Origin of the sequence: Halotalea alkalilenta DSM 17697, assembly GCF_000621205.1 — a bacterium.
GTDB lineage: Bacteria > Pseudomonadota > Gammaproteobacteria > Pseudomonadales > Halomonadaceae > Halotalea > Halotalea alkalilenta.
The window spans coordinates 18,845-40,130 of record NZ_KK211227.1 but is presented as its reverse complement, the minus strand read 5'-3'; the positions used below and the strand labels follow the sequence as shown (position 1 = coordinate 40,130).

The following is a 21,286-nucleotide window of genomic DNA, read 5'->3' as shown; positions in this document are numbered from 1 at the left end:
TGGTTATACCGTTTTCTGAGAGCGCGTCATCCGCCCCTCAGTTTTCATCGCTGGCGCTGGGCAGCCGCTCCAGCGCATGCATGAAATCGTTACCCCAGCGGTGGATGTCATAGCCGCGTAGGGTCTCCATCATCCTTCGCCAACGTTCCTGACGCTCCGCCAGCGGCATGGTCAGCGCGCGGTGGATCATCTCGGCCATGCCATCGATGTCGTTGGGGTTGCATACCAATGCGCCATCGCCGAGCTCGGCGGTAGCGCCGGCCAGGTGGGAGATGATCAGCACGCCAGGGTCCTGCTCCGCTTGCGAGGCGACGAACTCCTTGGCGACCAGGTTCATGCCGTCGCGCAGCGGTGTGACCAGCCCCACCCGCGCCTGGCGCATGAAGCCCATGATCACCTCGCGGGAATAGCCGCGATTGAGATAGCGCAGCGGTGTCCAGTCGAACTCGGAGAAGCGTCCGTTGATATGGCCCGCGACCCCTTCGAGATCCGCGCGCAGCTCGACGTATTCGTCGACATCCACCCGCGACGGCGGGGCGATCTGCATGTAGGTCACCTTGTCGCGATGATGCGGGTAGAGCTCGAGCGTGCGTTCGAAGGCGGCGAATCGTTGGTGGATGCCCTTGCTGTAGTCGAGCCGGTCGACGCCGATGATCATCGGGCGCTCGAGCAGCGAGCGTGACAGCCGCCTGCTCGGCAGCGACTCGCGCCCGGAGGCGGCGAGCGCTGCGACTTCTTCGACATCGATCGAGATCGGGAAGGTGCGGATGTCGACGCAGCGATCGCCGTAGCGCACGCGGTCTCCTTCCATTTCCGCGCCGAGCCCATGGCGCAGGGCCTGGACCAGGTTGTCGCGATCTCCGTCGGTCTGCATGCCGATCAAGTCGTAGCCGGTGAAGGCCTCGAGCAGTTCTTCGTAGTCCGGCAGCACCCGCAGCACCTGCCACGGAGGGAAGGGGGTGTGCAGGAAGAAGCCGATGGGGACGTCGGGAGCCAGCTTGCGCAGGTAGGTCCCCAGCGCGATCAGATGGTAGTCATGTACCCACACCCGCGCCTGCTTGGTGACCCGCTTAGCGATCCGTTCGGCGAACATCCGGTTGACCCTGAAGTAGCCGCTGCGCTTGCGGCGGTCGTAGGCCATCTTGTCGACGCGGTAGTGGAACAGCGGCCAGAGCACTTCATTGGAGAAACCGGTGTAGTAGCTGTCGTAATCGTCACGGCTCAACGGGTAAGTGGCGAAATCCACTCCGCCGAACGAGTATTCGGCGGGCGGCGGCTCGGGTTCGCCTTCCTCGACGATCTCCCCGCTCCAGCCCATCCAGAGACCGTTGCCGCTCTTCAGCGCATTGAGCAGGCCGACCGCGAGGCCGCCTTGGTTGCCTTCGCCGCTCTCGGGCGGCGGTACCCGATTGGAGATGACGATCAAATCGCTCATCGGTGGATATCTCCTGGAGTCGGTGGAAAGTATCGAGCGAGTTTCAGGGCGTCGTTTCCCGCCAAGCGTGGAGACAGGCTGCGAGCCAAGCGTGGACGGCGGCGGGATCCTGCAGGCGATAGCGGGCCCGGCTCTCTCCCTCGCCGACCTTGATGGTGATCCCCGAGCGCTCCTCGGCCGCGCGGAAGCCGTCTTCATCGGTGAGATCATCGCCGACGAACACGGGCTTTCGGCCGCGGAAGGGCGCCTCGCCCATCACCCGGTCCACCGCCTGGCCTTTGTCGCTGCCTGCCAGGCGCAGGTCGAACACGCACTTGCCGTGGTGAACCACGTGACTGCCGAGCCTACGGGCCTCCGTCTCGATGGCGGCATGCGCGTCTATGAGTGCGCTATCGAGTCGCTCGGCGGCGACGTTGCGATAGTGCAGCGCCAGGCTCGCGCCCTTGTCTTCGAGCTGCAGTCCGGGGTGGCGGGCGCTCAGCGCAGCCAAGCGAACGCGGGCACCGTTCAGCGCTTCGGCATCGAAGGGGAGTGTGTGGTGACGTCCGTCCTGGCCCTGCCACTGTGCGCCATGCTGGCCCAGCATCACCGGCGCGAAGGGGTGCAGGAACCGCCCGAGCTGTTCGAGCGGCCGACCGCTCACCACCGCGATCGCCCCCTCGAGCAGACGCTGCAGCTCGATCAGCAGCTCCTTCACTGGCGCTGCGAGTTCGACGGCTTCGGGACGATCGACCAAGGGGGTGAGGGTACCGTCGAAATCGAGCAGCAATGCCCAGTCCGAGCAGGCGGCGGGGACGGGAGGAGGACCCCCCGACGTGAGGTGAGGCAAAACACTCTCCTTCGATAGCCAATGGCGCAAGTCTTCTTCTTAAGGTTAGGCAAGATCGCCCGCCTGCGCCAATTGGCTCGCCGCTGTCGGTCCGCTTCAGGCGGTAAGCACGGATTCCATCCAATCGACCGCGGCGACGCCATCGAGGTCGAGGCAGACATCGACCAGGCCACCCTGCTGCCAGCGTTGATCCGGATACTTGCGCCCCTCGGGGGCGAACAGGGTCAGCCCTTCCGCTGCTCCCTCGGTGACCACGCTGAGATAGCCGCGCTGGCTGGTGAAGAGCTCTGGATGGCGCAGCCAGGCCACCGCGACGCTATCGTGCGGACAGCAACCATCGATACCCAGCGCGCCGCGATAGAACTCGGCATAGAACGCGTAACTCTTCTCCAGTACTTCGCCAAGCGCGCCTTGGGCGCGTGCGATTCGCGCCATCCGCGCAGGCTCGATCACCGTCTTGTGGGTGACGTCGAGCCCGACCAAGGTCAGTGGCCATTGGGCCGTCAGGACCCGGGCGGCGGCGTGGGGGTCGGAGAAGATGTTGGCCTCCGCCACAGGGGTGACGTTGCCGCCCCTGTGGATCGAGCCGCCCATCACCACCACGCGTTTGACGCGATCGACCAGGCTCGGGTCGAGCTGCAGGGCGGTGGCGAGGTTGCCGAGCGGGCCGACCGCGACCAGGGTGATCTCGCCCGGGCGGCGGCGGGTCTCTGCGACGATGAATTCAGCGGCGCTGAGCTCGACCGGCTTGCCGCTGACCGGTGGGAGCTTTTGGTTGCCGAGGCCGTCGGCGCCGTGGATCCAGTCCGGCACGGGATGAGGCTTCTTGACCAGCGGTGCCGCGGCGCCTTGGGCGACCGGAATCGATTGGCCGGCGAGTTCGCTGAGCAGCAGGGCGTTGCGGGTCGCCGTGGCGATATCGACATTGCCGAACGTCGTGGTGAAGCCGACCACTTCGATCTCGGGATCGGCCATGATCAGGGCGATCGCTTGGGCATCGTCGACACCTGGGTCGGTGTCGAAGATCACGGGAATACTCATCGGCTGCGCTCCTCGGGGCTATCAATGGAGATGGACCGCCGGATGGTGCCGAAAAGCGCTGCGGTGGGCAAACGGAAACCGCACCGCAAGCCCTCGTCCGGCCAACATCGCCGGCTCATAGGGCTGCGATGAACGCGTCCACCTCGTCACGCTCCGGAATACTGCTCGAGGCGCCTTCGCGCTGCACGCAAAGTGCCGAGGCGGCGCTCGCCAGCGCTAGTGCCGCCTCGGGTCGTTCTCCCTGCTGACGGGCGGCGATGAAGTAGCCGACGAAGGTGTCGCCTGCGGCGGTGGTATCGCGTGCCTCGACCTGGAATGCCGGCCGGGCCAGCCGGAGCTCGCCATTGGCGTATCGAACGCCCTCACCACCCAGGGTCAGCACCAGTTCGAGCCCCGGGTAGCGCGCCGCCAGGAGATCGAGCATGCGTTGGTGATCGTGCTCCTCTACCTTTTCTCCAAGCTCTGCGAGCAGCATCTGCGCCTCGCCGCGATTGACGAACAGCATGTCGATCCGCTCGAGCGGTAGCTCGGCGATCATCGCTTCCATCGGTGCCGGGTTGAGCGCGATACGCAGGCGCTTCGCGAGGGCGAGTTCGATCACACGGGAGAGATCGCCGCACTCGTTCTGCGCCAGCAGCCAATCGCCCGGCTGAGCCGCGGTGATCGCCGCTTCGATGCGTTCGCTTGGCACCGCTCGATTGGCACCGGGAAACAAAACGATGCTGTTCTCCGCCTGGTCGTCCACCTGGATCACGGTATGTCCGCTAGGCACGTCGTCGAGCGCGGCCAGATGCCGGGTACCGATTCCCGCTGAGTCGAGCAGCGCCAGGATCCAGCCGTCCGCCGCGCCGATCGCGCCCAGGTGTTCGACCTTGGCCCCGGCCCGGGCCGCGGCGAGGCTCTGGTTGGCTCCCTTGCCGCCGAGCACTTGGACGTAGTGGGTGCTGGCGAGGGTCTCGCCGGGGCGTACCAGATGGGGCACGCGATAGACGTTGTCGACGTTGACCGAGCCGAAGTTGTAGATCATGGATGGGCCTCTGCTGGGTGCTGAGAGATCGTTGAGAGAAATCATTGTTTACATAGTATCCATCTTTCAATCGGTTAGCCTGCTCGACGGGCGAGTTCCGCGCCGTCGTTCAGCCAAGTCTTCACCATCCGGTTGGCCGGTGCGGTAGGCAGGCAAGGGGCGGGGGGATAACCACCATGGCGCTGGTGCGAGAAGCGTCAAGGCGCTCGCCAGTTCGCGCTCCAATGGTGGCATCCACATCGGTTCGCAGCCTGTTCGTGGTAATGAAAGTGATGACACTCGATTTGGCGCGGGGTGAGATGAAAAAGTTTCCCTTTCTATCATGGTGGGCTATCTTCGCACAGGCAGCCGCACACCTCAGTGATGTTGCAATATTATCATTTAATTAATTGCGCTTTCATGAAGGATGCGATGATGGCTGGTGGAAGCTTATTGACCCTGTTGGATGACATCGCCACCTTGCTCGACGATGTTTCGGTATTGACCAAAGTGGCCGCGAAGAAAACGGCGGGTGTCGTCGGCGACGACATGGCGCTGAATGCCCAGCAATTGACCGGCGTTCCCGCGAATCGCGAACTGCCCATCGTATGGGCGGTGGCGAAGGGGTCCTTTCTCAATAAATTGATCCTGGTTCCTGTCGCGCTATTGATCAGTGCCATGGCGCCTTGGTTGATCACGCCGCTGCTCATGTTGGGCGGTGCTTTCCTTTGTTATGAAGGTGCGGAAAAACTGCTGCACCGTTTTTTGCACAAGAATGAAGATAGGGCGGAGCAGGTGAGGGCGGCCGCCCGAATCGAAAATGATAGCGATCGTTTGGCGTTCGAAAAGGATAAAATAAAAGGCGCTGTAATGACCGATTTCATATTGTCGGCGGAAATCATCGCTATCACGCTGGGGAGCGTGGCCGGCAGTGAGTTCGTGCCGCAGGTCATGGTTCTTTCCATCGTCGCCATAGGGATTACGGTACTGGTGTACGGATTGGTCGCCGGCATCGTCAAAGTGGATGATTTTGGCCTGTACCTCACCAAGCAGTCGAGTCAGCTGGTCAGGAGCGTAGGCAACGGCATCCTATGGCTGGCCCCGTATTTCATGAAGCTGCTTTCCATCGTCGGCACCATTGCGATGTTCTTGGTCGGCGGCGGTATTCTGGTGCACGGCGTACCCTTCATCCAGCATAGCGTCGAAGCGGCGGCAGAAACCGACCTGGGTATTCCCAGCATCAGCGTGATAATAATGCCCATCATGCCCATGCTGTTCAATTTCATCGCCGGTATCGTCGTCGGCGGCATCATCGTCGCGGTCGTCATGCTGTTCAAGAAACTCAAGACGTCCGCCACCCGCTAAGAACCTGTTCACGATCTTTTGAGCAGCATTGTCAGGAGCGCCAGGTCCAGGCAATTCTCCACGACCTTCGAGTCATTCATGATTGCATCCTCGTATTAATAGGAAACTTGCTCATGGGACGTACAAGCGGTATGTGCCTGTACGTCGTGTTTTTCGCTATATGATTAACGTGATCGCCAATCGGTGCTGGCCTCGAAAGCAGCTGCGGCTTGGTAGATGGTACTTTCCGAGTAGTGACGAGCGATGATCATCATTCCGATCGGAAGGCCGTCGACGTTCCCACAGGGGATCGACATCGCGGGATGGCCGGTAATGTCCTGCGGGACGGTATTTCCGATCATTTCGAAAGCGTGGGTAATGTATTCAGTCAGCGAGCAACCAGGTTCAGGAAGTGGCTGGGATGCCATTGGCACGGTTGGAACAATCAATAGATCATATTCTGCCAATGCCTTGTCGTAGCCGGCTCGCGCGCGGCGAGCGATATTCTGTGCCTTGGCGTAGAAGCGCCCATTGTATTGGGTCAATCCGTACTGGCCCACGAGCATGCAAAGCTTCAGGGAGGCGGAAAGTTGGTCTGCCGTCTCGCGCCAGCCGGCGTGTTTATCCAGCAGTCCCAGGTCGTATTGACCCTTCCAGTTGAACCCCATGCCATTGCCATGCATCATCTGCATGGTCAGACCTTCACAGCCGATAGGTGTCCATAGCTGGCCTGCCAGTACATGTTCGGGCACTGACACTTCTTGCACCTTCGCACCGATCGACTCGAATACCGTGACGGCTTCGCGCACCTTGTCCGCCACCTTCGGGTCAAGGTTTGCAAGCTGGAATCCTTCGCTCAGGATACCGATACGCAGGTTGTCGACCCCGCGCTCCAGTGCCTGCGTATAGGCATCCACCTTCGGTGAATATTGGCGTGGGTCCAAACCATCCGCGCCCGCTATCACTTCCATTACCAGCGCATTGTCCCGGACGCTCGTGGTCATCGGCCCGGTATGATCGAACGTCGCTTCGATCGGCATGATGCCGGTGTAGGGCACCAGGCCATGGGTCGGCTTCATGCCATAGATGCCGCACCACGCGGCAGGGATCCGCGCCGACCCGCCCTGATCGCCCCCCATTGCGAAATCGACTTCTCCCGCAGCAACCAGCGCTGCGCTACCCGATGAAGATCCCCCAGCGGCATAGCCATGGCGCAGAGGGTTGTGGACGGGCGCAGGATCCGAGGTGTGACTCCCTCCAGCCAGGCAGTAATGCTCGCAGGTAGCCTTTCCTAGGATGGTGGCTCCGGCGTCGAGCAGCCGCGTAGCGACCGTTGCATCGAACGCCGGCACAAAACCGTCCAGTTGCGAGGCGCCATTCATCATCGGCACGCTGGCCAGGGCGATGTTGTCTTTCAAGGCAACTGTGGGACGGACGATGACCATATAGATTTCCTATGCTCCTGCCGGCCGAGATGGGCCAAGTCGGTTTCTTGTGGAGGACATCTACAGGCCATCTTGATGAGGGAAGCGGGATCAGACTTGGCTGGGAAGGCCAACCGTTTGGCCGAGAAGGACATGGAGGCCAGTTGCCGTGTCAGCGGAACCGACACGCTAAGCACGATGAGGGAGTTGATCCCTGGACCTATGCCTGATGTGACTGCACGTCTGCGCCTGATGTTGGCATCGGGTCGCCGACAGCAGCATTTCCCGGAAGCACGCAAGCCGGCCTACAAACTGCTGGTGGATTTCGGGCCGGAGATAGGACAAAGGAAATCGAGTGCGCAGATCACTCAGCTCTATACGCCCGATGCCTTGGTGGGCGAGCTGGTTGTAGCTGTGGTGAACTTCCCACCCAAGCAGATCGGGCCGGTTATGTCCGAGTGCCTGGTTACGGGCTTCCACAGTGAGCAGGGAGAGGTTGTCTTGTGCGTGCCCGATCAATCAGTGCCGCTCGGCACGCGATTACTTTGACGGCTCACTGTCGTTGAGGTGGTGAACCGCTTCGTGCGGGAACGATTCAGCAAGTGCGCAGACATCCCCATTATCGCTAAGCTAGCTGAACCTGGGCCAGGCGAAGGGTGCCCTTCGCGATGCCTGCGCGTGCCCGGCAGACTAACGATTATGGAATCGAAGTCTAGTTAAATCTTTTTAACATCCTGGGACGTTTTGTAAGCGCTGCGCGTTTGGCCCCAGCGTGCCTGAGTATCCGCGCGCTGGGACGATGTCAGCGCGACACCCAACCGCGTTCGATCAGCGTGGCGAACAGCCGGCGATGAATGCCACGGGCCACGCGATAGAGGGTCGGCATGTAGATCGGGCTGGTGACTCGTGCCAGGCAGGCGCTGGCCAGAGCCACTGCGGTGCCGCCGAGCATGTCGAGCGGAAAGTGGACGCCTAGATAGATTCGCGACCAGGCGATACCGAGGCCAAGTATCGCGAAGGCGAGGCCGAGCAGGCGGACTTCGCGGCGCAGCAGCAGGCTGAAGGCGACGGTCATGATGATCGTCATGTGGTCGCTGGGAAAGGAGGCATCCGGTGCGTGCTGGAGGAAGGTGTGGCCTACCGGCATCACGAAGGGGCGAGGATGGTGCCATAGCGAGCCGATCACGAAGTTGATCGACAGCGCCACGCCGCAGGCGAGCAGTGCGCAGAGCATCAGTTGGTGCTGGCGCTGGTCCCGTCGCAGCCAGCCGACCACCAAAAGCGCCGGCACCAGGTAGATCGCATAGACCGCGAGCAAGTGAGCGAGCAGCATCGAGGCGGCGGGAGAGTTGGGCGTGGCGTTGATCAAATCGAACAAGGCGAGGTTGAGCGCTTCCATGGCCGTTTACCTGAGTCTCTTATCGTTTTGCGCCCGATCGAACCAGTGGATGGAACCCTAGGTAGAGAAAGGGGCGAAGTCGTGCGTGAGCTTCGCCCCATCTTAGCCGAGCGGTTACCGTGGTCCATCATCTATTTGTAATGAAAATGCAACATTTTTGTCACGAGCCGGTACCGATCACCAGTGTTGCGATCGAGAAATAGATCAGTACGCCACAGGCGTCGCAGAGCGTGGCCACCAGCGGCGCACTCGCGGTGGCCGGGTCGACGCCGAGGCGGTCGAGCAGGAAAGGCAGCGACATGCCGAGCAGGCTGCCTGCGATCACGATCACCACCATGCTGATCGCCACCGCCTCGGCGACGCCCGCGCCACCGCGCACCATACTGATCGGCGAGATCGCGATCGCCATGGTGAGGCCCAGGGTTCCCGCGACCAGCAGCTCGCGGCCAAGCAGCCTGGTCCAGTCGCGGATGTTGATCTCGCCGGTACCCAGGCCGCGCACCATCAGGGTGGCGGCCTGGGAGCCCGCGTTGCCGCCGCTGCCGATCAGCAGCGGCAGGAAGAACACCAGCGCCACCTGGGCGGCGATGGTCTCTTCGAAGTGGGCGATGCCGGCACCGGAGAAGAGGTTGCCGAATACCAGCAGGACCAGCCAGAACACCCGCTTGCGATAAAGGGTGAAGAGGCTGGTGCGGCCGATGCCACGATCCAGCGAGCCGACGCTGCCCGACTTGTGGAAGTCATCGGTGGTCTCTCGTTCGACCACGTCCATCGCGTCGTCGTAGGTGACGATGCCGACCAGCATCTCTCGCTGGTTGACCACTGGCACCGCGAGCAGGTCGTAACGGGAGATCAGCTTGGCGACCTCTTCCTGCTCGGTGTCGGCTTCGACCTTGATCACATCGGTGATCATCAGCGACTCGAGCGGTGCCAGAGGGTCGGCCAGTATCAGCTGGCGCAGCGACAGCGTTCCGGTGAGGCGAAGCTCCCGGTCGAGGATGAATATCTGATAGATGGTTTCCGCATCGGGGGCGGTCTGGCGCACCCGGTCGAGCGCCTGGGAGACATTGAGCTCCTCCGGCACCGCGACGTAGTCGGTGGTCATGATCGCCCCGGCGGTGCCTTCCTCGTAGCTCGACAAGCGACGCATTTCCTCGCGCTCGCGCCGCGCCATGCGGCGCAGGATACGTTCGCGCCGCACCGGCTCGAAGAGATTGAACACGTCGGCGCTGTCGTCCGGGTCCATCTCGGTGAAAAGCCGCGCCAGCTCGTCGTCGTCGAGACGCTCGGCGAGATCCAGCTGCTTGTCGGCGGGAAGATAGGAGAAGACGTCGGCGCGCTTTTCGATCGGCAGCCGCGCCAGCAGCGCAAGGCCAAACGGATCGGTCTCCTGGGCGAGGATCTCGGCAAGGTCGGCGCTGTGCGCCTCTTCGAGTAGCCGCTCGAGGGCAGCATGATCGCCGGCGGCGAGCGCTTTGCGCACTTCCGGCATCAGGTCGGTGACGCTCATCGAACTTTCTCCTGCGCGCCGTCTCGCGCGCAGGCGCTCGTACTAGCGGGCGGCGGCGGGATCCGGGGCGGATGATGAAGCTAGGCAGCGGTCGACGTGTAGGTCTGAGCTACGCCTATGTGAGTCCATGAGATAGGGGGTCTCGTGTGTCGCCTGGTGGTCGAGGCGTGCAAACATTAGTCGCAGCCCTCGATGCCGTCAACCGCACTGGCGAGGACGTTGCCTCATGGGCGTGCTGAGGGCATGCTGGCGCCGGCCCCAGCGAGAAAGCGGGCGGTTTCAAGGAAGGATGGGACAAACAAGGAGCGTCATATGATCACACTGTTCACCCTGACCGGCGAGGGGCTGACGGTCGACGAGGAAGTCGCGCCGGGCCCCCTGCCGGACAACTGTCTTTGGGTAGACGTTTGTGATCCGAGCGACGAGGAGTACGCCTGGGTGCAGTCGCTCTACGATGGCGAGCTGCCGACCGTCGATGAGCTCGACGAACTCGAATACTCCTCTCGCTTCCAGATCGATGGAGAGGGCATCCGGCTGACCTCGCTGTTCCCTTTCCGCCAGAAGCGCGAAGCGAAGGGGCTGAACGTCTCCTTCCACCTCGGTGAGCGCTATCTGATGAGCCTGCGCGACGAGGAGATCGGCATCCTGCGCCTGTTTCGTGGCTACCTGCGCCACCAGCGCATTCGCCCGCAGACGCCGGCGGAGATCCTGATCGCGCTGCTCGAGATGAAAGTCGAGGTGCTGGCCGACCAGATCGAGCACATCTATGGCGAACTCGAGCGGCTTGGCCGCCAGGCGATGGAGCCGGATGCGCTGGAGGATACCTTGCGCGACATCCTCCAGCAGGAGAACCACAACGACGTGGTGCGGCTCTCGCTGCTCGACACCCAGCGTTCGCTGCGCAACCTCGCCCGCCACCTGCCGATGCAGCTAGACGTCCATGGCCACGGCGACGACGTCAACGAGATCCTGCGCGACATCGATTCGCTCAACCCCCATACCACCTTCATCTTCGAGAAGATCAACTTCCTGCTCGATGCGGCGATCGGCTTCACCAACGTGGCCCAGAGCAAGATCATCAAGATCTTCTCGGTCGCCGCGGTGGTGTTCCTGCCGCCGACGCTGATCGCGAGCATCTACGGCATGAACTTCGACGTGATGCCGGAGCTGCACTATCGGTATGGCTATCTGTTGGCGATGCTGTTGATGATCTGCTCGGCGCTCGGCACCTACCTGTTCTTCCGTTGGCGGCGCTGGCTGTAGCGCAGGCGCTCAGCGCGCGAAGTGGGTGCGGATGTTGTCGGCGGTGAGCTCGACGATCCGTGCCCTTGCCTCCGGCGCCGCCCAGGCGCTGTGAGGGGTGACCAGCAGGTTGAGCTCCTCGCTCAGCGCATCGAGCAGGGCATGGCCCGCGCGCGGTGGCTCCTCGGGCAGGGTGTCGACCGCCAATCCCCCCAGGGTGCCGCGTCGCAGGGCCTCGAGCGCGGCGAGCTCGTCGATTACGCCACCCCGGGCACAGTTGATCAGTAGCGCGCCGGGCTTGAGCAGGGCCAAGCGATGGGTATCGATCAGCCCGCGGGTCTGGTCGTTGAGCGGGCAGTGCAGGCTGACCACGTCGCTTTCCGGCAGCAAGGTGTCGAGCGTGGGGCGGGGATCGCTTGCGTTGCCGGGGCGCGCGGCGAAGGTCACGTGCATGCCGAATGCCTGCGCGAGGCGTGCCACTTCGCTGCCCAGTTCGCCTTGACCAACGATGGTCAGGCGCTTGCCGGCGAGCTGGACGATCGGGCGATCGAACAGCGAGAAGTGCGGGCTGCGCTGCCAGGCGCCGAGGGCCAGGTCGCGCTGCACCAGATTGAGCTGGGTAGCGAGGCCGAGGATCAGCGCCATGGTGTGCTGGGCGACGCTGGCGGTGCCATAGGCGCTGACGTTACGTACTTCTATTCCCGCGCGCCGCGCAGCGTCCAGGTCGATGTTGTTGGTGCCGGTGGCGAGTACGCAGATCAGCTCGAGTTCCGGGGTGGCCTCGATCGCCCGCTGGTCGATCGGTGCCTTGTTGGTCAGCGCGATGCGCGCACCGCGCAGCCGCTCGGCGACTTGGTCAGGGGTGCTGGTCGGGTGGACTTCGAGGGTGTCGACGCATTCGCGCAGCGGCTCGAGATCGATGTCCATGCCCAGGGTGGTGGCATCCAGTAGTACTGCACGCATCAGCCGCGCTCCTCCGCTTGATCTTGCCCGTTGGCCGTCGCTGCACGCTATAATGGCGTGCTCAATGTGTGCAACCCGTAATGCATTCATTCATCCTCGTGGCGCGAGCGTCGCCGGCGAGGTGCATCAGGTGGAACGATCATGCCGATCTATGAATATCAATGCCGCGCGTGCGGCCATCACCTCGAAAAGCTGCAGCGCATGAGCGCCCAGCCGCTGACCCTGTGCCCTGCCTGCAAGGCGGAGAGTCTCGAACGCGTGGTTTCCGCGGCGGGATTCCGACTCGCGGGCGGTGGTTGGTACGAGACGGACTTCAAGTCCTCCTCCAAGCGCAATCTCGCCGGCGATGCCGGTGCCGGCAGTGCGCCGCCGAGCAAGGGCGGCGCGGACGGTTGAGCGCTACCCCCGACGCCCCGCCGCCGCCGGCGGGGCGCGAAAGACACGTATCACGCAATGGGAACTGAAATGCGCAGCCATTATTGCGGCCAGCTGAACGAGAGCCTGGTCGAGCAGCACGTCACCCTCTGTGGGTGGGTCCACCGCCGCCGCGACCACGGCGGCGTCATTTTCCTCGATCTGCGCGATCGCGACGGCATCGCCCAGATCGTGGTCGATCCCGATACGCCCGAAGCCTTCGCCAGCGCCGACCGTGCGCGCAGCGAATATGTGCTGAAGATCGAAGGTCGAGTCCGGCTGCGCCCCGAGGGTACCCAGAACGCCGATATGCCGACCGGCATGATCGAGGTGCTGGCGAACCGGGTCGAGCTGCTCAACTCCGCGCAGACCCCGCCGTTCCAGCTCGACGAGCATGGCAAGGTCGGCGAGGAGGTGCGGCTCAAGTACCGCTACGTTGACCTGCGCCGTCCCGAGATGGTCGAGCGGCTGAGGCTGCGCTCCAGGATCACCCACAGCGTGCGCGCCTATCTCGAGGAGCACGGCTTCCTCGACATCGAGACGCCGATCCTCACCCGGGCCACGCCCGAGGGCGCGCGCGACTATCTGGTGCCGAGCCGCACCCATCCGGGGCACTTCTTCGCCCTGCCGCAGTCGCCGCAGCTGTTCAAACAGCTGCTGATGGTCGCCGGGCTCGATCGCTACTACCAGATCGCCAAGTGCTTCCGTGACGAAGACCTGCGCGCCGACCGCCAGCCCGAGTTCACCCAGATCGACATCGAGGCCTCGTTCGTCGAAGAGAACGACATCATGTCGATCACCGAGGCGATGGTGCGTGGACTGTTCCGCGACGTGCTCGAGGTCGAGCTGCCCGAGTTCCCGAGGATGCCCTATTCCGAGGCGATGCATCGCTTCGGCTCGGACAAGCCGGATCTGCGCATTCCGCTCGAACTGGTCGACGTCTCGGATTTGATGGCGAACGTCGATTTCAAGGTCTTCTCGGCACCGGCCAACGCCGCCGACGGCCGCGTCGCCGCACTCAAGGTCGAGGGCGGTGCTGCGCTTTCGCGCAAGCAGATCGACGACTATACCCGCTTCGTCGGCGTCTACGGCGCCAAGGGCCTGGCCTGGATCAAGGTCAACGAGCGCGCCAAGGGGCTCGAGGGGCTGCAGTCGCCGATCGTCAAGTTCATGGAGAACGTGATCGAGGAGCTGCTCGACCGGGTCGGGGCCAAGGACGGCGACATCGTCTTCTTCGGCGCCGACAAGACCCGTATCGTCAACGATGCGATCGGTGCGCTGCGGGTCAAGCTCGGCGAGGACCTGAACCTCTACACCCAGCGCTGGGCGCCACTCTGGGTGGTCGACTTCCCGGTGTTCGAAGTCGACGACGCCGGCCGGCTCTCCGCCTGCCACCATCCGTTCACCGCGCCCTCTTGCAGCCCTGAGGCGCTCAAGGCCGATCCCGCCAGCGCTTTGTCGCGCGCCTACGACATGGTGCTCAACGGTACCGAGCTGGGCGGTGGGTCGATTCGTATCCACGACCAGCAGATGCAGAAAGCGGTATTCGAGGTGCTCGGGATCGCTGAACAGGAGGCCAGCGAGAAGTTCGGCTTCCTGCTCGACGCGCTGCAGTTCGGTGCGCCGCCCCACGGTGGCTTGGCCTTCGGCCTCGACCGCCTGGTGATGCTGATGGTCGGTGCGCGCACGATCCGTGACGTGATCGCGTTCCCCAAGACCCAGAGCGCGGCCTGCTTGCTCACCGAGGCGCCGGGGGAAGTCAGTGCCCAGCAGTTGAAGGAGCTGGGCCTGCGTCTTCGCCAGAAGAACGGCGAGTGATGTGCCCGGGCCCGGCGCCTGCCGGGTCCGGCGGCAATTCATGCGGTAATCGAAGGTTCGCGCGCGACGCGAGCGGGGGTCGTCAGTGGCTGGCCATAGCAAATGGGCTAACACCAAGCACCGCAAGGCGGCGCAGGACGCCAAGCGTGGCAAGATCTTCACCAAGCTGATTCGCGAGCTCACCGTCGCCGCCCGCCAGGGCGGTAGTGATCCAGGCGCCAATCCCAGGCTGCGTATCGCGATGGACAAGGCGCTGGGCAGCAACATGGCGAAGGACACCGTGCAGCGGGCGATCGACCGTGGCGTAGGCGACGGCGACAGTGACCAGATGGAAGAACTGGTCTATGAGGGCTACGGCCCCGAAGGGGTGGCGGTGATGGTCGAGTGCATGACCGACAATCGCAATCGCACCGCGTCCGACGTGCGCCACGCGTTCACCAAGCAAGGCGGCAATCTCGGCACTTCCGGATCGGTCGCTTTCCTCTTCAACCAGCGTGGACAGCTCGTCTTCGCCGCTGGCAGTGACGAGGAGGCGGTGATCGAGACCGCGCTGGAGGCGGGTGCCGACGACGTGGTCGAGCAGGAGGATGGCACGCTGCTGGTGGTCACGACGCCTGCGGCCTTCGGTGCGGTCAAGGATGCGCTGGTCGAGGCAGGGCTCGTTCCCGAAAGCAGCGAGGTGGGGATGTTTCCCGACATCTACACCACCATCGACGATCCGGAGCTGGGCCGGCGGGTGATCAAGCTGATCGACATGCTCGAGGAGCTCGACGACGTTCAGAACGTCTACACCAACGCCGATTTCAGCGACGCTGTGCTCGAGGCCCTCGAGTGATCCTGCTCGGCATCGACCCGGGGTCGCGGCGCACCGGGTTCGGCGTGATCGATGCCGGCGCCGGCGCACCGCGCTACGTCGCCAGCGGCTTCATTCGTATCGATGCCGATCAGCTCGCCCAGCGGCTTGCCCAGGTCTACGCGGGCGTCGGCGAGCTGATCGCGCTTCATCGCCCGGCGGAATTCGCCATCGAGCGGGTCTTCGTCGCCAAGAACGCCGACTCCGCGCTCAAGCTCGGCCAGGCACGCGGCAGCGCGATCGTCTGCGCCGCCAATCATGGCCTGCCGGTGTTCGAGTACGCTGCTACCCTGGTGAAGCAGACCGTTACCGGCCACGGCGGCGCCGACAAGGCGGCGGTACAGCGCATGGTGGCCTCGACGCTGCATCTCGATGGCCTGCCTCAGCCCGATGCGGCGGACGCCCTCGCTATTGCGCTGACCCATTGCTATAGCCGCCGAGGACTGATAAAACGCGCCGAAGCCTCGGTCACGCGCAGGCGGGTGGGGCGCGGCTGGCGAGCCTTTCGTCCTGGATAGCGCGATATCGGACCCTGGCCTCTCGGTTCCTGCCTGATATGATGACTCAGCGGAATTTCTTATCACTCGCGGCGCGCGCCAGCGCGACCGCGAACCGGTGTACCTCGAGGGATGGATGATAGGACGGCTTCACGGCATTTTGATCGAAAAGCAGCCTCCCTGGGTCGTGATCGACGTGGGCGGGGTGGGCTACGAGCTCGAGGCCTCGATGAACACCATCCTCTCGCTGCCGGCGCTAGGCGAACAGGCACGCCTTTATACCCACCTGATCGTCCGTGAGGACGCTCATCTGCTCTATGGCTTTCGCGACGAACTCGAGCGGCGGATGTTCCGCGAGCTGATCCGCATCGCCGGGGTCGGCCCACGCATGGCGCTGGCGATTCTCTCCGGCATGGAGCGAGGTCAGTTCGTGCGCTGTCTGATGGACGAGGATGCCCGGGCCCTGACGCGGCTGCCGGGGGTCGGCAAGAAGACCGCCGAGCGGCTGATCGTCGAGATGCGCGATCGATTGACCCGCTGGCCCGAGCTCACCCGCGAGGCGCAGCCAGATCTCGGCGCGCTCGAGCGGTTGCTCGACGGCGAGGCTTCCGAGCCCCATGGCGTTGGGGCCCGTGACAACTACGCCGACGCCGAGGCGGCATTGATCGCGCTCGGCTACAAGCCGGTCGAGGCGACCAGGATGCTCGCCGAGCTCGACCATTCGCTTTCGACCGAAGCGTTGATCAAGAGCGCTTTGGCCCAGCGGATGGGTAACGGTCGCACCGAGGCACGTCGATGATCGAGCCCGATCGTCTGATCTCGGCCGAAGCGCAAGGGCGCGAGCCGCGCGTCGACTATGCGATCCGCCCGCGCAGGCTGGCCGACTACATCGGCCAACCCGCGGTGCGCGAGCAGCTGGGGATCTTCGTCGACGCCGCCCGCGGACGCGGCGAAAGCCTCGATCACACCTTGGTCTTCGGCCCGCCCGGGCTCGGCAAGACCACGCTGGCCAACATCATCGCCGCCGAGATGGAGGTCGACATCAAGTCGACCTCCGGCCCGGTGCTCGAGCGACCGGGCGATCTCGCCGCGATGCTCACCAGCCTCGAGCCCGGCGACGTACTGTTCATCGACGAGATCCACCGTCTCTCATCGACCGTCGAAGAGGTGCTCTATCCGGCGATGGAGGACTTCCAGCTCGACATCATGATCGGCGAAGGGCCCGCCGCGCGCTCGATCAAGCTGGACCTGCCGCGCTTCACCCTGGTGGGCGCCACCACGCGGGCGGGACTCTTGACCTCGCCGCTGCGCGATCGCTTCGGTATCGTCCAGCGGCTCGAATTCTACGGTGTCGAAGATCTCACCTCGATCGTTGCGCGATCGGCCCGGTTGCTGGGTCTGGAAGCCGACCCCGAAGGGGCGCTCGAGATCGCTCGTCGCTCCCGCGGCACCCCGCGAATCGCCAACCGGCTGCTGCGTCGGGTGCGCGACTACGCCCAGGTCAAGGGGAATGGACGCATCGATCTCGCCATCGCTTCGCGCGCGCTCGACATGCTGCATGTCGACCAGCATGGTCTGGACCATATGGATCGCCGCTTGCTGCTGATGATGATCGAGAAATTCGACGGCGGCCCGGTGGGAGTGGACAGCCTGGCCGCGGCGATCGGCGAGGAGCGCGACACGATCGAGGATGTGCTCGAGCCTTACCTGATTCAACAGGGCTTCATGCTTCGTACCGCCCGAGGGCGGATGGTGACTCGAGGCGCCTATCGTCACTTCGGTATCGAGCCCGATGACCAGGGCGCATCTAGTGATGGTGGGACGGCATGAGTGCGTTTTCCTGGCCGGTGACGGTCTACATCGAAGATACCGACGCCGGTGCGATCGTCTACCATGCCAACTACCTGAAATTCATGGAGCGGGCGCGGACCGAGTGGCTGAGGCTGCATGGCTTCACCCAGCAGGCGCTGTTCCAGCAGGGGCTCCAGCTGGTGGTGCGGCGGCTGGAGTGCCGCTACCTGCGTCCGGCCCGGCTCGACGACCAGCTCGATGTCGGGGTCGAGGTGAGTGTGGTCGGGCGCTGCAGCCTGACTTTCACCCAGCGCATTCGTCGGGTGGATGAACTGCTTGGCGTCGCTGAGGTCGATATCGCCTGTATCGATGTGCGTACGCTCAAGCCGACTCGCTGGCCTGAGTCGCTGCGTGCGCTGTTGGAAGAGGCGCCCTGCGGCTGAGGCCCGTCCGGGCGTGCCGCGAGGGTGAAATGTGACGAGCGTGCGCGAAGGATGTCGCGCGCGGTGGATTGAGAGGATGGACGTGGAAGATTCGATGTCGATCGTCGCGCTGGTGACCAATGCCAGCCTCGTCGTCAAGCTGGTCATGCTGGTGCTGCTGGTGTTTTCACTGGTGTCGTGGGTGCTGATCTTTCAGCGCGCGATCAGCATGCGCCGGGCGGAGCGCGATTTCGCTGGCTTCGAGGCCCGCTTCTGGTCGGGGATCGACCTCAACGACCTGAATCGCGAGCAGCCGGAGGCGACGGAGGGCGCGGCCCATGTGTTCCAGGCGGGATTCAAGGCGTTCAATCGCCTTCGCGCCCGGCTGCGCGGCAGCGAGGACCAGCCGCCGCCTACTCCCAAGCAGGCGGCTTCGATGTTGCTCGAAGTCGAGCGCGCCATGCGTGTCGCGCTTTCACGCGAGGAGGCGAGGTTGACTCACCACCTGCCCATCCTCGCCTCGATCAGTTCATCGAGCCCCTATATCGGTCTCTTCGGTACGGTATGGGGCATCATGGGCTCATTCCAGACCCTCTCCGATGCCGAACAAGCAACCCTTGCCACCGTGGCACCGTGGATCGCCGAGGCGCTGATCGCCACCGCAATGGGGCTGTTCGCGGCGATCCCGGCGGTGATCGCTTACAACCGTTTCACCTCGGCCAGCGAGCGGCTGATCGCGGCCTATCGCGACTTCGCCGAGGAGTTCCACACCATTCTTCATCGCAGCGTGGTAGCCCGCAGCGCCGCGAGCGCCAAGGTTTGATCATGATGGCACCTGCCGCAGGTACCAGGCGTCGAGCATGTTCGGTCGTTCGAGCGACCTCGAGGAAGAATTGATGTCCAGGCAATCCCAAGAAGCCAAGTTCAAGCTGCCTGTGATCCTTGCCGTGCTCCTGCACCTCGGCTTGGTCGCAGCACTCTTGATCCGCTGGCCGAGCTCGACCCCGGAGAACCAGTCGAGCTCCATCGTCCATGCCACGCTGATCTCGACCGAGACTGCGACCGACCAGGCCCAGCAGCTTAGAGATTCCCAGCAGGGCGCGCCCCGGCAGAGTGCCCCACAGCAAGACGATGTCCAGCGCGAAGCCCAGCAGCAGGCCGCGGCTCAGGCGGCGCAAGAGCAAGCCCAGCGCGAGGCCGCCGAGCAGGCTCAGCGAGAGGCCGCCGAACAGGCCGCCGCCGCAGCCGCCGAGCGACAGCAGGAAGCCGAGCGTCAGCAGGCCGCAGCCGAAGCCGCGGCCCAAGCCGCGCAGCGTGAGGAGGCTCAGCGTCAGCAGGCTGAGGCCCAGCGCGCCGCACGCGAGCAGGCGGCGCGAGAGCAAGCCGCGGCGGAGCAGGCCGCTGCCGAGAAAGCCGCTGCCGAGAAAGCCGCTGCCGAGAAAGCCGCCGCCGAGAAAGCCGCTGCCGAGAAAGCCGCTGCCGAGAAGGCCGCCGCCGAGAAGGCCGCCGCCGAGAAAGCCGCCGCCGAGAAAGCCGCCGCCGAGAAAGCTGCTGCCGAGAAAGCCGCACGGGAACGGGCCGAACAGCGTCGTCTCGCCGAGGCCGCTGCCGCGGCGAGCGAGTCCGATCTCGCCCAAGCGATCGGCAGCGAGGAGCAGTCGATCGCCAACGCACGACAGTCCGCCGAAGCCTCGAACAGCATGATGAACATCATTCGCCACGCGGTGGAGCAGAGCTGGATCAAACCAGCCGGTTCGCCCCCCGGCCTGGTCGCCACGGTGCGAGTGCGGCTGTTGCCGGCCACTGGTGAGCTGGTCGGTGCTACCTTGCAAAGCAGCAGCGGCAATGCGTCTTTCGACAACTCGGCGATCCAAGCGGTGCAACGTGCCGCACCTTTCCGCGAATTGAGCCAGCTGCCCAGTGCCGCGCAGCAGCAGTTCCGTAGCTTTGTCCTGACGTTCAATCCAGAGGATGTACGGTGATGAGACGATTAGTCGCCCTCACGGGTATGCTGATGATGCTGGTGGCGAGCGCTTATGCTCGCGCCGAGCTCAACATTCAGATCACGCGCAGCAGCGACCAGGCGATCCCGATTGCGATCGCTCCATTCACCGCCAATGGCCAGCAGCTGCCGCAGGATGTCAGCCAGATCATCGAGAACGATCTGCGCAACAGCGGGCAGTTCTCGCCGCTGCCGCGCGACCGGCAGGTCGGCAATCCTGCTCCCGGCGACCAGATCGATTACCAGGCCTGGCAGGCTTCGCGTGCCAACTATCTGGTGGTCGGCCGGGTGGAGCCCAACGGCAATGGCTATCGAATCACCTACGAATTGCACGACGTGTTCGGTAATGCCCGCGAGCTCGGCGAGGTGGTCACCTCGGGCCCCGACCAGCTGCGCTCGCGCGCGCACTACGTCGCCGACCAGATCTTCGAGAAGATCACCGGCATCCGCGGCGCGTTCCAGACCCGCATCGCCTACATCACCTCCCAGGGCGTGGACCCGAACATCAGCTTCGCGCTCTATGTCGCTGACCAGGATGGCTACAATCCGCAGCAGGTACTGACCTCCAATCAGCCGGTCCTTTCACCGACCTGGTCGCCGGACGGCGGCAAGCTGGCCTACGTCTCGTTCGAATCGGGACGCCCGGCCATCTACGTGCAGGATCTCGCCACCGGGCGACGCCTGCAGCTGACCTCGTTCACCGGCATCAACGGTGCGCCGGCCTGGTCGCCGGATGGGCGTAAGATGGCGATGTCGCTGTCCAAGGACGGTACCCCGGACATCTACGTGATGGACCTGGCCACTCGCAACCTGGAGCGCCTGACCAACAACTCGGCGATCAACACCGAACCGGACTATAGTCCCGACGGCTCGAGCCTGATCTTCACTTCGGATCGCAGCGGCCAGCCGCAGCTCTATCGTTACGATTTTGCAGCAGGACAGGCACAGCGACTAACCTTCACTGGGAACTATAATGCTGGTGGACACTATTCGCCGGATGGCGAGACGGTGTTCATGGTGACCCGCACCGACAGGGGTTATCAGGTCGCCAAGCAGGACCTGGCCACCAATCGTGTCACTGTCTTGACCGATACTGGCTGGGATGAAGCACCCGCTATTGCGCCTAATGGCACAATGGTGGTATATGCCACACAGCAGGGAACCCGAGGGGTTCTTGGTGCTGTTTCGGCGGACGGACGGGCTTCTTTCGTCATCCCTTCTCCGGAAGGAAACGTCAGAGAACCGGCTTGGTCGCCGTTTCTAAACTAAACGACTAGAATGAAATTCGTCATTCGC

General features: G+C 63.8%; 21 protein-coding genes. 13 read left to right on the top strand and 8 right to left on the bottom strand.

Going from position 1 to position 21,286, the window contains the following annotated elements; all coding sequences use genetic code 11:
* Nucleotides 1–37: 37 nt before the first annotated feature.
* The 4 genes from Q376_RS0111240 to Q376_RS0111225 all read right to left on the bottom strand — a co-directional run bounded on the left by Q376_RS0111240 (nucleotide 38) and on the right by Q376_RS0111225 (nucleotide 4,332).
* On the bottom strand, nucleotides 38–1,435 hold the full coding sequence (locus Q376_RS0111240; protein ID WP_027350398.1) for an alpha,alpha-trehalose-phosphate synthase (UDP-forming): 1,398 nt from the start codon (nucleotides 1,433–1,435) through the stop codon (nucleotides 38–40).
* Between the two features lie 43 nt (nucleotides 1,436–1,478).
* Nucleotides 1,479–2,264 (bottom strand): trehalose-phosphatase, encoded by a 786-nt coding sequence (gene otsB, locus Q376_RS22365; protein ID WP_043447579.1) that lies wholly within the window; start codon nucleotides 2,262–2,264, stop codon nucleotides 1,479–1,481.
* Between the two features lie 96 nt (nucleotides 2,265–2,360).
* A complete protein-coding gene (locus Q376_RS0111230) occupies nucleotides 2,361–3,305 on the bottom strand; it encodes a nucleoside hydrolase (protein WP_027350397.1) in 945 nt (314 codons plus the stop codon).
* A 115-nt stretch (nucleotides 3,306–3,420) separates the two neighbouring features.
* The gene (locus Q376_RS0111225; protein ID WP_027350396.1) at nucleotides 3,421–4,332 is read right to left on the bottom strand and encodes a ribokinase; all 912 of its coding nucleotides are present in this window, start codon (nucleotides 4,330–4,332) and stop codon (nucleotides 3,421–3,423) included.
* A gap of 414 nt (nucleotides 4,333–4,746) precedes the next feature.
* Here Q376_RS0111225 and Q376_RS0111220 point away from each other — a divergent pair, with 414 nt between their 5' ends.
* A complete protein-coding gene (locus Q376_RS0111220; RefSeq protein WP_027350395.1) occupies nucleotides 4,747–5,676 on the top strand; it encodes a DUF808 domain-containing protein in 930 nt (309 codons plus the stop codon).
* A 164-nt stretch (nucleotides 5,677–5,840) separates the two neighbouring features.
* Here the strand turns inward: Q376_RS0111220 and Q376_RS22360 are convergent, their stop codons facing one another.
* The gene (locus tag Q376_RS22360) at nucleotides 5,841–7,100 is read right to left on the bottom strand and encodes an amidase (RefSeq protein ID WP_211266657.1); all 1,260 of its coding nucleotides are present in this window, start codon (nucleotides 7,098–7,100) and stop codon (nucleotides 5,841–5,843) included.
* A 117-nt stretch (nucleotides 7,101–7,217) separates the two neighbouring features.
* Here Q376_RS22360 and Q376_RS0111210 point away from each other — a divergent pair, with 117 nt between their 5' ends.
* A complete protein-coding gene (locus tag Q376_RS0111210; protein WP_342665971.1) occupies nucleotides 7,218–7,628 on the top strand; it encodes a tRNA-binding protein in 411 nt (136 codons plus the stop codon).
* Between the two features lie 253 nt (nucleotides 7,629–7,881).
* Here the strand turns inward: Q376_RS0111210 and Q376_RS0111205 are convergent, their stop codons facing one another.
* Nucleotides 7,882–8,478, bottom strand: coding sequence for a phosphatase PAP2 family protein (locus tag Q376_RS0111205; RefSeq protein WP_027350393.1), 597 nt, complete (start codon nucleotides 8,476–8,478; stop codon nucleotides 7,882–7,884).
* 160 nt (nucleotides 8,479–8,638) lie between these two features.
* Complete coding sequence (gene mgtE, locus Q376_RS0111200; protein WP_027350392.1) at nucleotides 8,639–9,988, bottom strand: magnesium transporter; 1,350 nt, start codon at nucleotides 9,986–9,988, stop codon at nucleotides 8,639–8,641.
* A gap of 312 nt (nucleotides 9,989–10,300) precedes the next feature.
* Between mgtE and Q376_RS0111195 the strand changes: the two genes are divergently transcribed.
* Entirely contained in the window at nucleotides 10,301–11,251 is a 951-nt protein-coding gene (locus Q376_RS0111195; protein ID WP_027350391.1) for a magnesium and cobalt transport protein CorA, read from the top strand.
* Nucleotides 11,252–11,260: 9 nt separating this feature from the next.
* On the opposite strand, the gene Q376_RS0111190 is transcribed toward Q376_RS0111195, so the two are convergent.
* Entirely contained in the window at nucleotides 11,261–12,193 is a 933-nt protein-coding gene (locus Q376_RS0111190) for a D-2-hydroxyacid dehydrogenase (RefSeq protein ID WP_027350390.1), read from the bottom strand.
* A 141-nt stretch (nucleotides 12,194–12,334) separates the two neighbouring features.
* On the opposite strand from Q376_RS0111190, the gene Q376_RS0111185 reads away from it, so the two are divergent.
* The 10 genes from Q376_RS0111185 to tolB all read left to right on the top strand — a co-directional run bounded on the left by Q376_RS0111185 (nucleotide 12,335) and on the right by tolB (nucleotide 21,259).
* Nucleotides 12,335–12,589, top strand: a complete 255-nt coding sequence (locus tag Q376_RS0111185) for an FmdB family zinc ribbon protein (protein ID WP_027350389.1) — start codon at nucleotides 12,335–12,337, stop codon at nucleotides 12,587–12,589.
* A gap of 69 nt (nucleotides 12,590–12,658) precedes the next feature.
* Nucleotides 12,659–14,425 (top strand): aspartate--tRNA ligase, encoded by a 1,767-nt coding sequence (gene aspS, locus Q376_RS0111180; protein ID WP_027350388.1) that lies wholly within the window; start codon nucleotides 12,659–12,661, stop codon nucleotides 14,423–14,425.
* 85 nt (nucleotides 14,426–14,510) lie between these two features.
* The gene (locus Q376_RS0111175; RefSeq protein ID WP_027350387.1) at nucleotides 14,511–15,260 is read left to right on the top strand and encodes a YebC/PmpR family DNA-binding transcriptional regulator; all 750 of its coding nucleotides are present in this window, start codon (nucleotides 14,511–14,513) and stop codon (nucleotides 15,258–15,260) included.
* Complete coding sequence (gene ruvC, locus Q376_RS0111170; protein ID WP_027350386.1) at nucleotides 15,257–15,796, top strand: crossover junction endodeoxyribonuclease RuvC; 540 nt, start codon at nucleotides 15,257–15,259, stop codon at nucleotides 15,794–15,796. The genes Q376_RS0111175 and ruvC overlap by 4 nt, the downstream gene beginning before the upstream one ends.
* A 115-nt stretch (nucleotides 15,797–15,911) precedes the next feature.
* Nucleotides 15,912–16,574 carry a Holliday junction branch migration protein RuvA gene (ruvA, locus tag Q376_RS0111165; protein WP_027350385.1) on the top strand — a complete coding sequence of 221 codons (663 nt, stop codon included), beginning with the start codon at nucleotides 15,912–15,914 and terminating at the stop codon, nucleotides 16,572–16,574.
* Nucleotides 16,571–17,605 (top strand): Holliday junction branch migration DNA helicase RuvB, encoded by a 1,035-nt coding sequence (gene ruvB / locus Q376_RS0111160; RefSeq protein WP_027350384.1) that lies wholly within the window; start codon nucleotides 16,571–16,573, stop codon nucleotides 17,603–17,605. The genes ruvA and ruvB overlap by 4 nt, the downstream gene beginning before the upstream one ends.
* Complete coding sequence (gene ybgC, locus Q376_RS0111155; RefSeq protein WP_027350383.1) at nucleotides 17,602–18,009, top strand: tol-pal system-associated acyl-CoA thioesterase; 408 nt, start codon at nucleotides 17,602–17,604, stop codon at nucleotides 18,007–18,009. The genes ruvB and ybgC overlap by 4 nt, the downstream gene beginning before the upstream one ends.
* A 76-nt stretch (nucleotides 18,010–18,085) precedes the next feature.
* Nucleotides 18,086–18,811, top strand: a complete 726-nt coding sequence (gene tolQ / locus Q376_RS0111150) for a protein TolQ (protein ID WP_027350382.1) — start codon at nucleotides 18,086–18,088, stop codon at nucleotides 18,809–18,811.
* A 73-nt stretch (nucleotides 18,812–18,884) separates the two neighbouring features.
* Nucleotides 18,885–19,970 (top strand): cell envelope integrity protein TolA, encoded by a 1,086-nt coding sequence (gene tolA, locus Q376_RS0111145; protein WP_027350381.1) that lies wholly within the window; start codon nucleotides 18,885–18,887, stop codon nucleotides 19,968–19,970.
* Nucleotides 19,970–21,259, top strand: a complete 1,290-nt coding sequence (gene tolB / locus Q376_RS0111140) for a Tol-Pal system beta propeller repeat protein TolB (protein ID WP_027350380.1) — start codon at nucleotides 19,970–19,972, stop codon at nucleotides 21,257–21,259. Before tolA ends, tolB begins: the two co-directional genes overlap by 1 nt.
* Nucleotides 21,260–21,286: the final 27 nt, after the last annotated feature.

Bases quoted from the DNA above. Each gene is read 5' to 3' on its own strand.
- Q376_RS0111240 (WP_027350398.1), bottom strand. From the start codon at position 1,435: ATGAGCGATTTGATCGTCATCTCCAATCGGGTACCGCCGCCCGAGAGC.
- Q376_RS0111230 (WP_027350397.1), bottom strand. From the start codon at position 3,305: ATGAGTATTCCCGTGATCTTCGACACCGACCCAGGTGTCGACGATGCC.
- Q376_RS0111225 (WP_027350396.1), bottom strand. From the start codon at position 4,332: ATGATCTACAACTTCGGCTCGGTCAACGTCGACAACGTCTATCGCGTG.
- Q376_RS0111220 (WP_027350395.1), top strand. From the start codon at position 4,747: ATGGCTGGTGGAAGCTTATTGACCCTGTTGGATGACATCGCCACCTTG.
- Q376_RS22360 (WP_211266657.1), bottom strand. From the start codon at position 7,100: ATGGTCATCGTCCGTCCCACAGTTGCCTTGAAAGACAACATCGCCCTG.
- Q376_RS0111205 (WP_027350393.1), bottom strand. From the start codon at position 8,478: ATGGAAGCGCTCAACCTCGCCTTGTTCGATTTGATCAACGCCACGCCC.
- mgtE (WP_027350392.1), bottom strand. From the start codon at position 9,988: ATGAGCGTCACCGACCTGATGCCGGAAGTGCGCAAAGCGCTCGCCGCC.
- Q376_RS0111195 (WP_027350391.1), top strand. From the start codon at position 10,301: ATGATCACACTGTTCACCCTGACCGGCGAGGGGCTGACGGTCGACGAG.
- Q376_RS0111190 (WP_027350390.1), bottom strand. From the start codon at position 12,193: ATGCGTGCAGTACTACTGGATGCCACCACCCTGGGCATGGACATCGAT.
- Q376_RS0111185 (WP_027350389.1), top strand. From the start codon at position 12,335: ATGCCGATCTATGAATATCAATGCCGCGCGTGCGGCCATCACCTCGAA.
- aspS (WP_027350388.1), top strand. From the start codon at position 12,659: ATGCGCAGCCATTATTGCGGCCAGCTGAACGAGAGCCTGGTCGAGCAG.
- ruvA (WP_027350385.1), top strand. From the start codon at position 15,912: ATGATAGGACGGCTTCACGGCATTTTGATCGAAAAGCAGCCTCCCTGG.
- ruvB (WP_027350384.1), top strand. From the start codon at position 16,571: ATGATCGAGCCCGATCGTCTGATCTCGGCCGAAGCGCAAGGGCGCGAG.
- ybgC (WP_027350383.1), top strand. From the start codon at position 17,602: ATGAGTGCGTTTTCCTGGCCGGTGACGGTCTACATCGAAGATACCGAC.
- tolQ (WP_027350382.1), top strand. From the start codon at position 18,086: ATGGACGTGGAAGATTCGATGTCGATCGTCGCGCTGGTGACCAATGCC.
- tolA (WP_027350381.1), top strand. From the start codon at position 18,885: ATGTCCAGGCAATCCCAAGAAGCCAAGTTCAAGCTGCCTGTGATCCTT.
- tolB (WP_027350380.1), top strand. From the start codon at position 19,970: ATGAGACGATTAGTCGCCCTCACGGGTATGCTGATGATGCTGGTGGCG.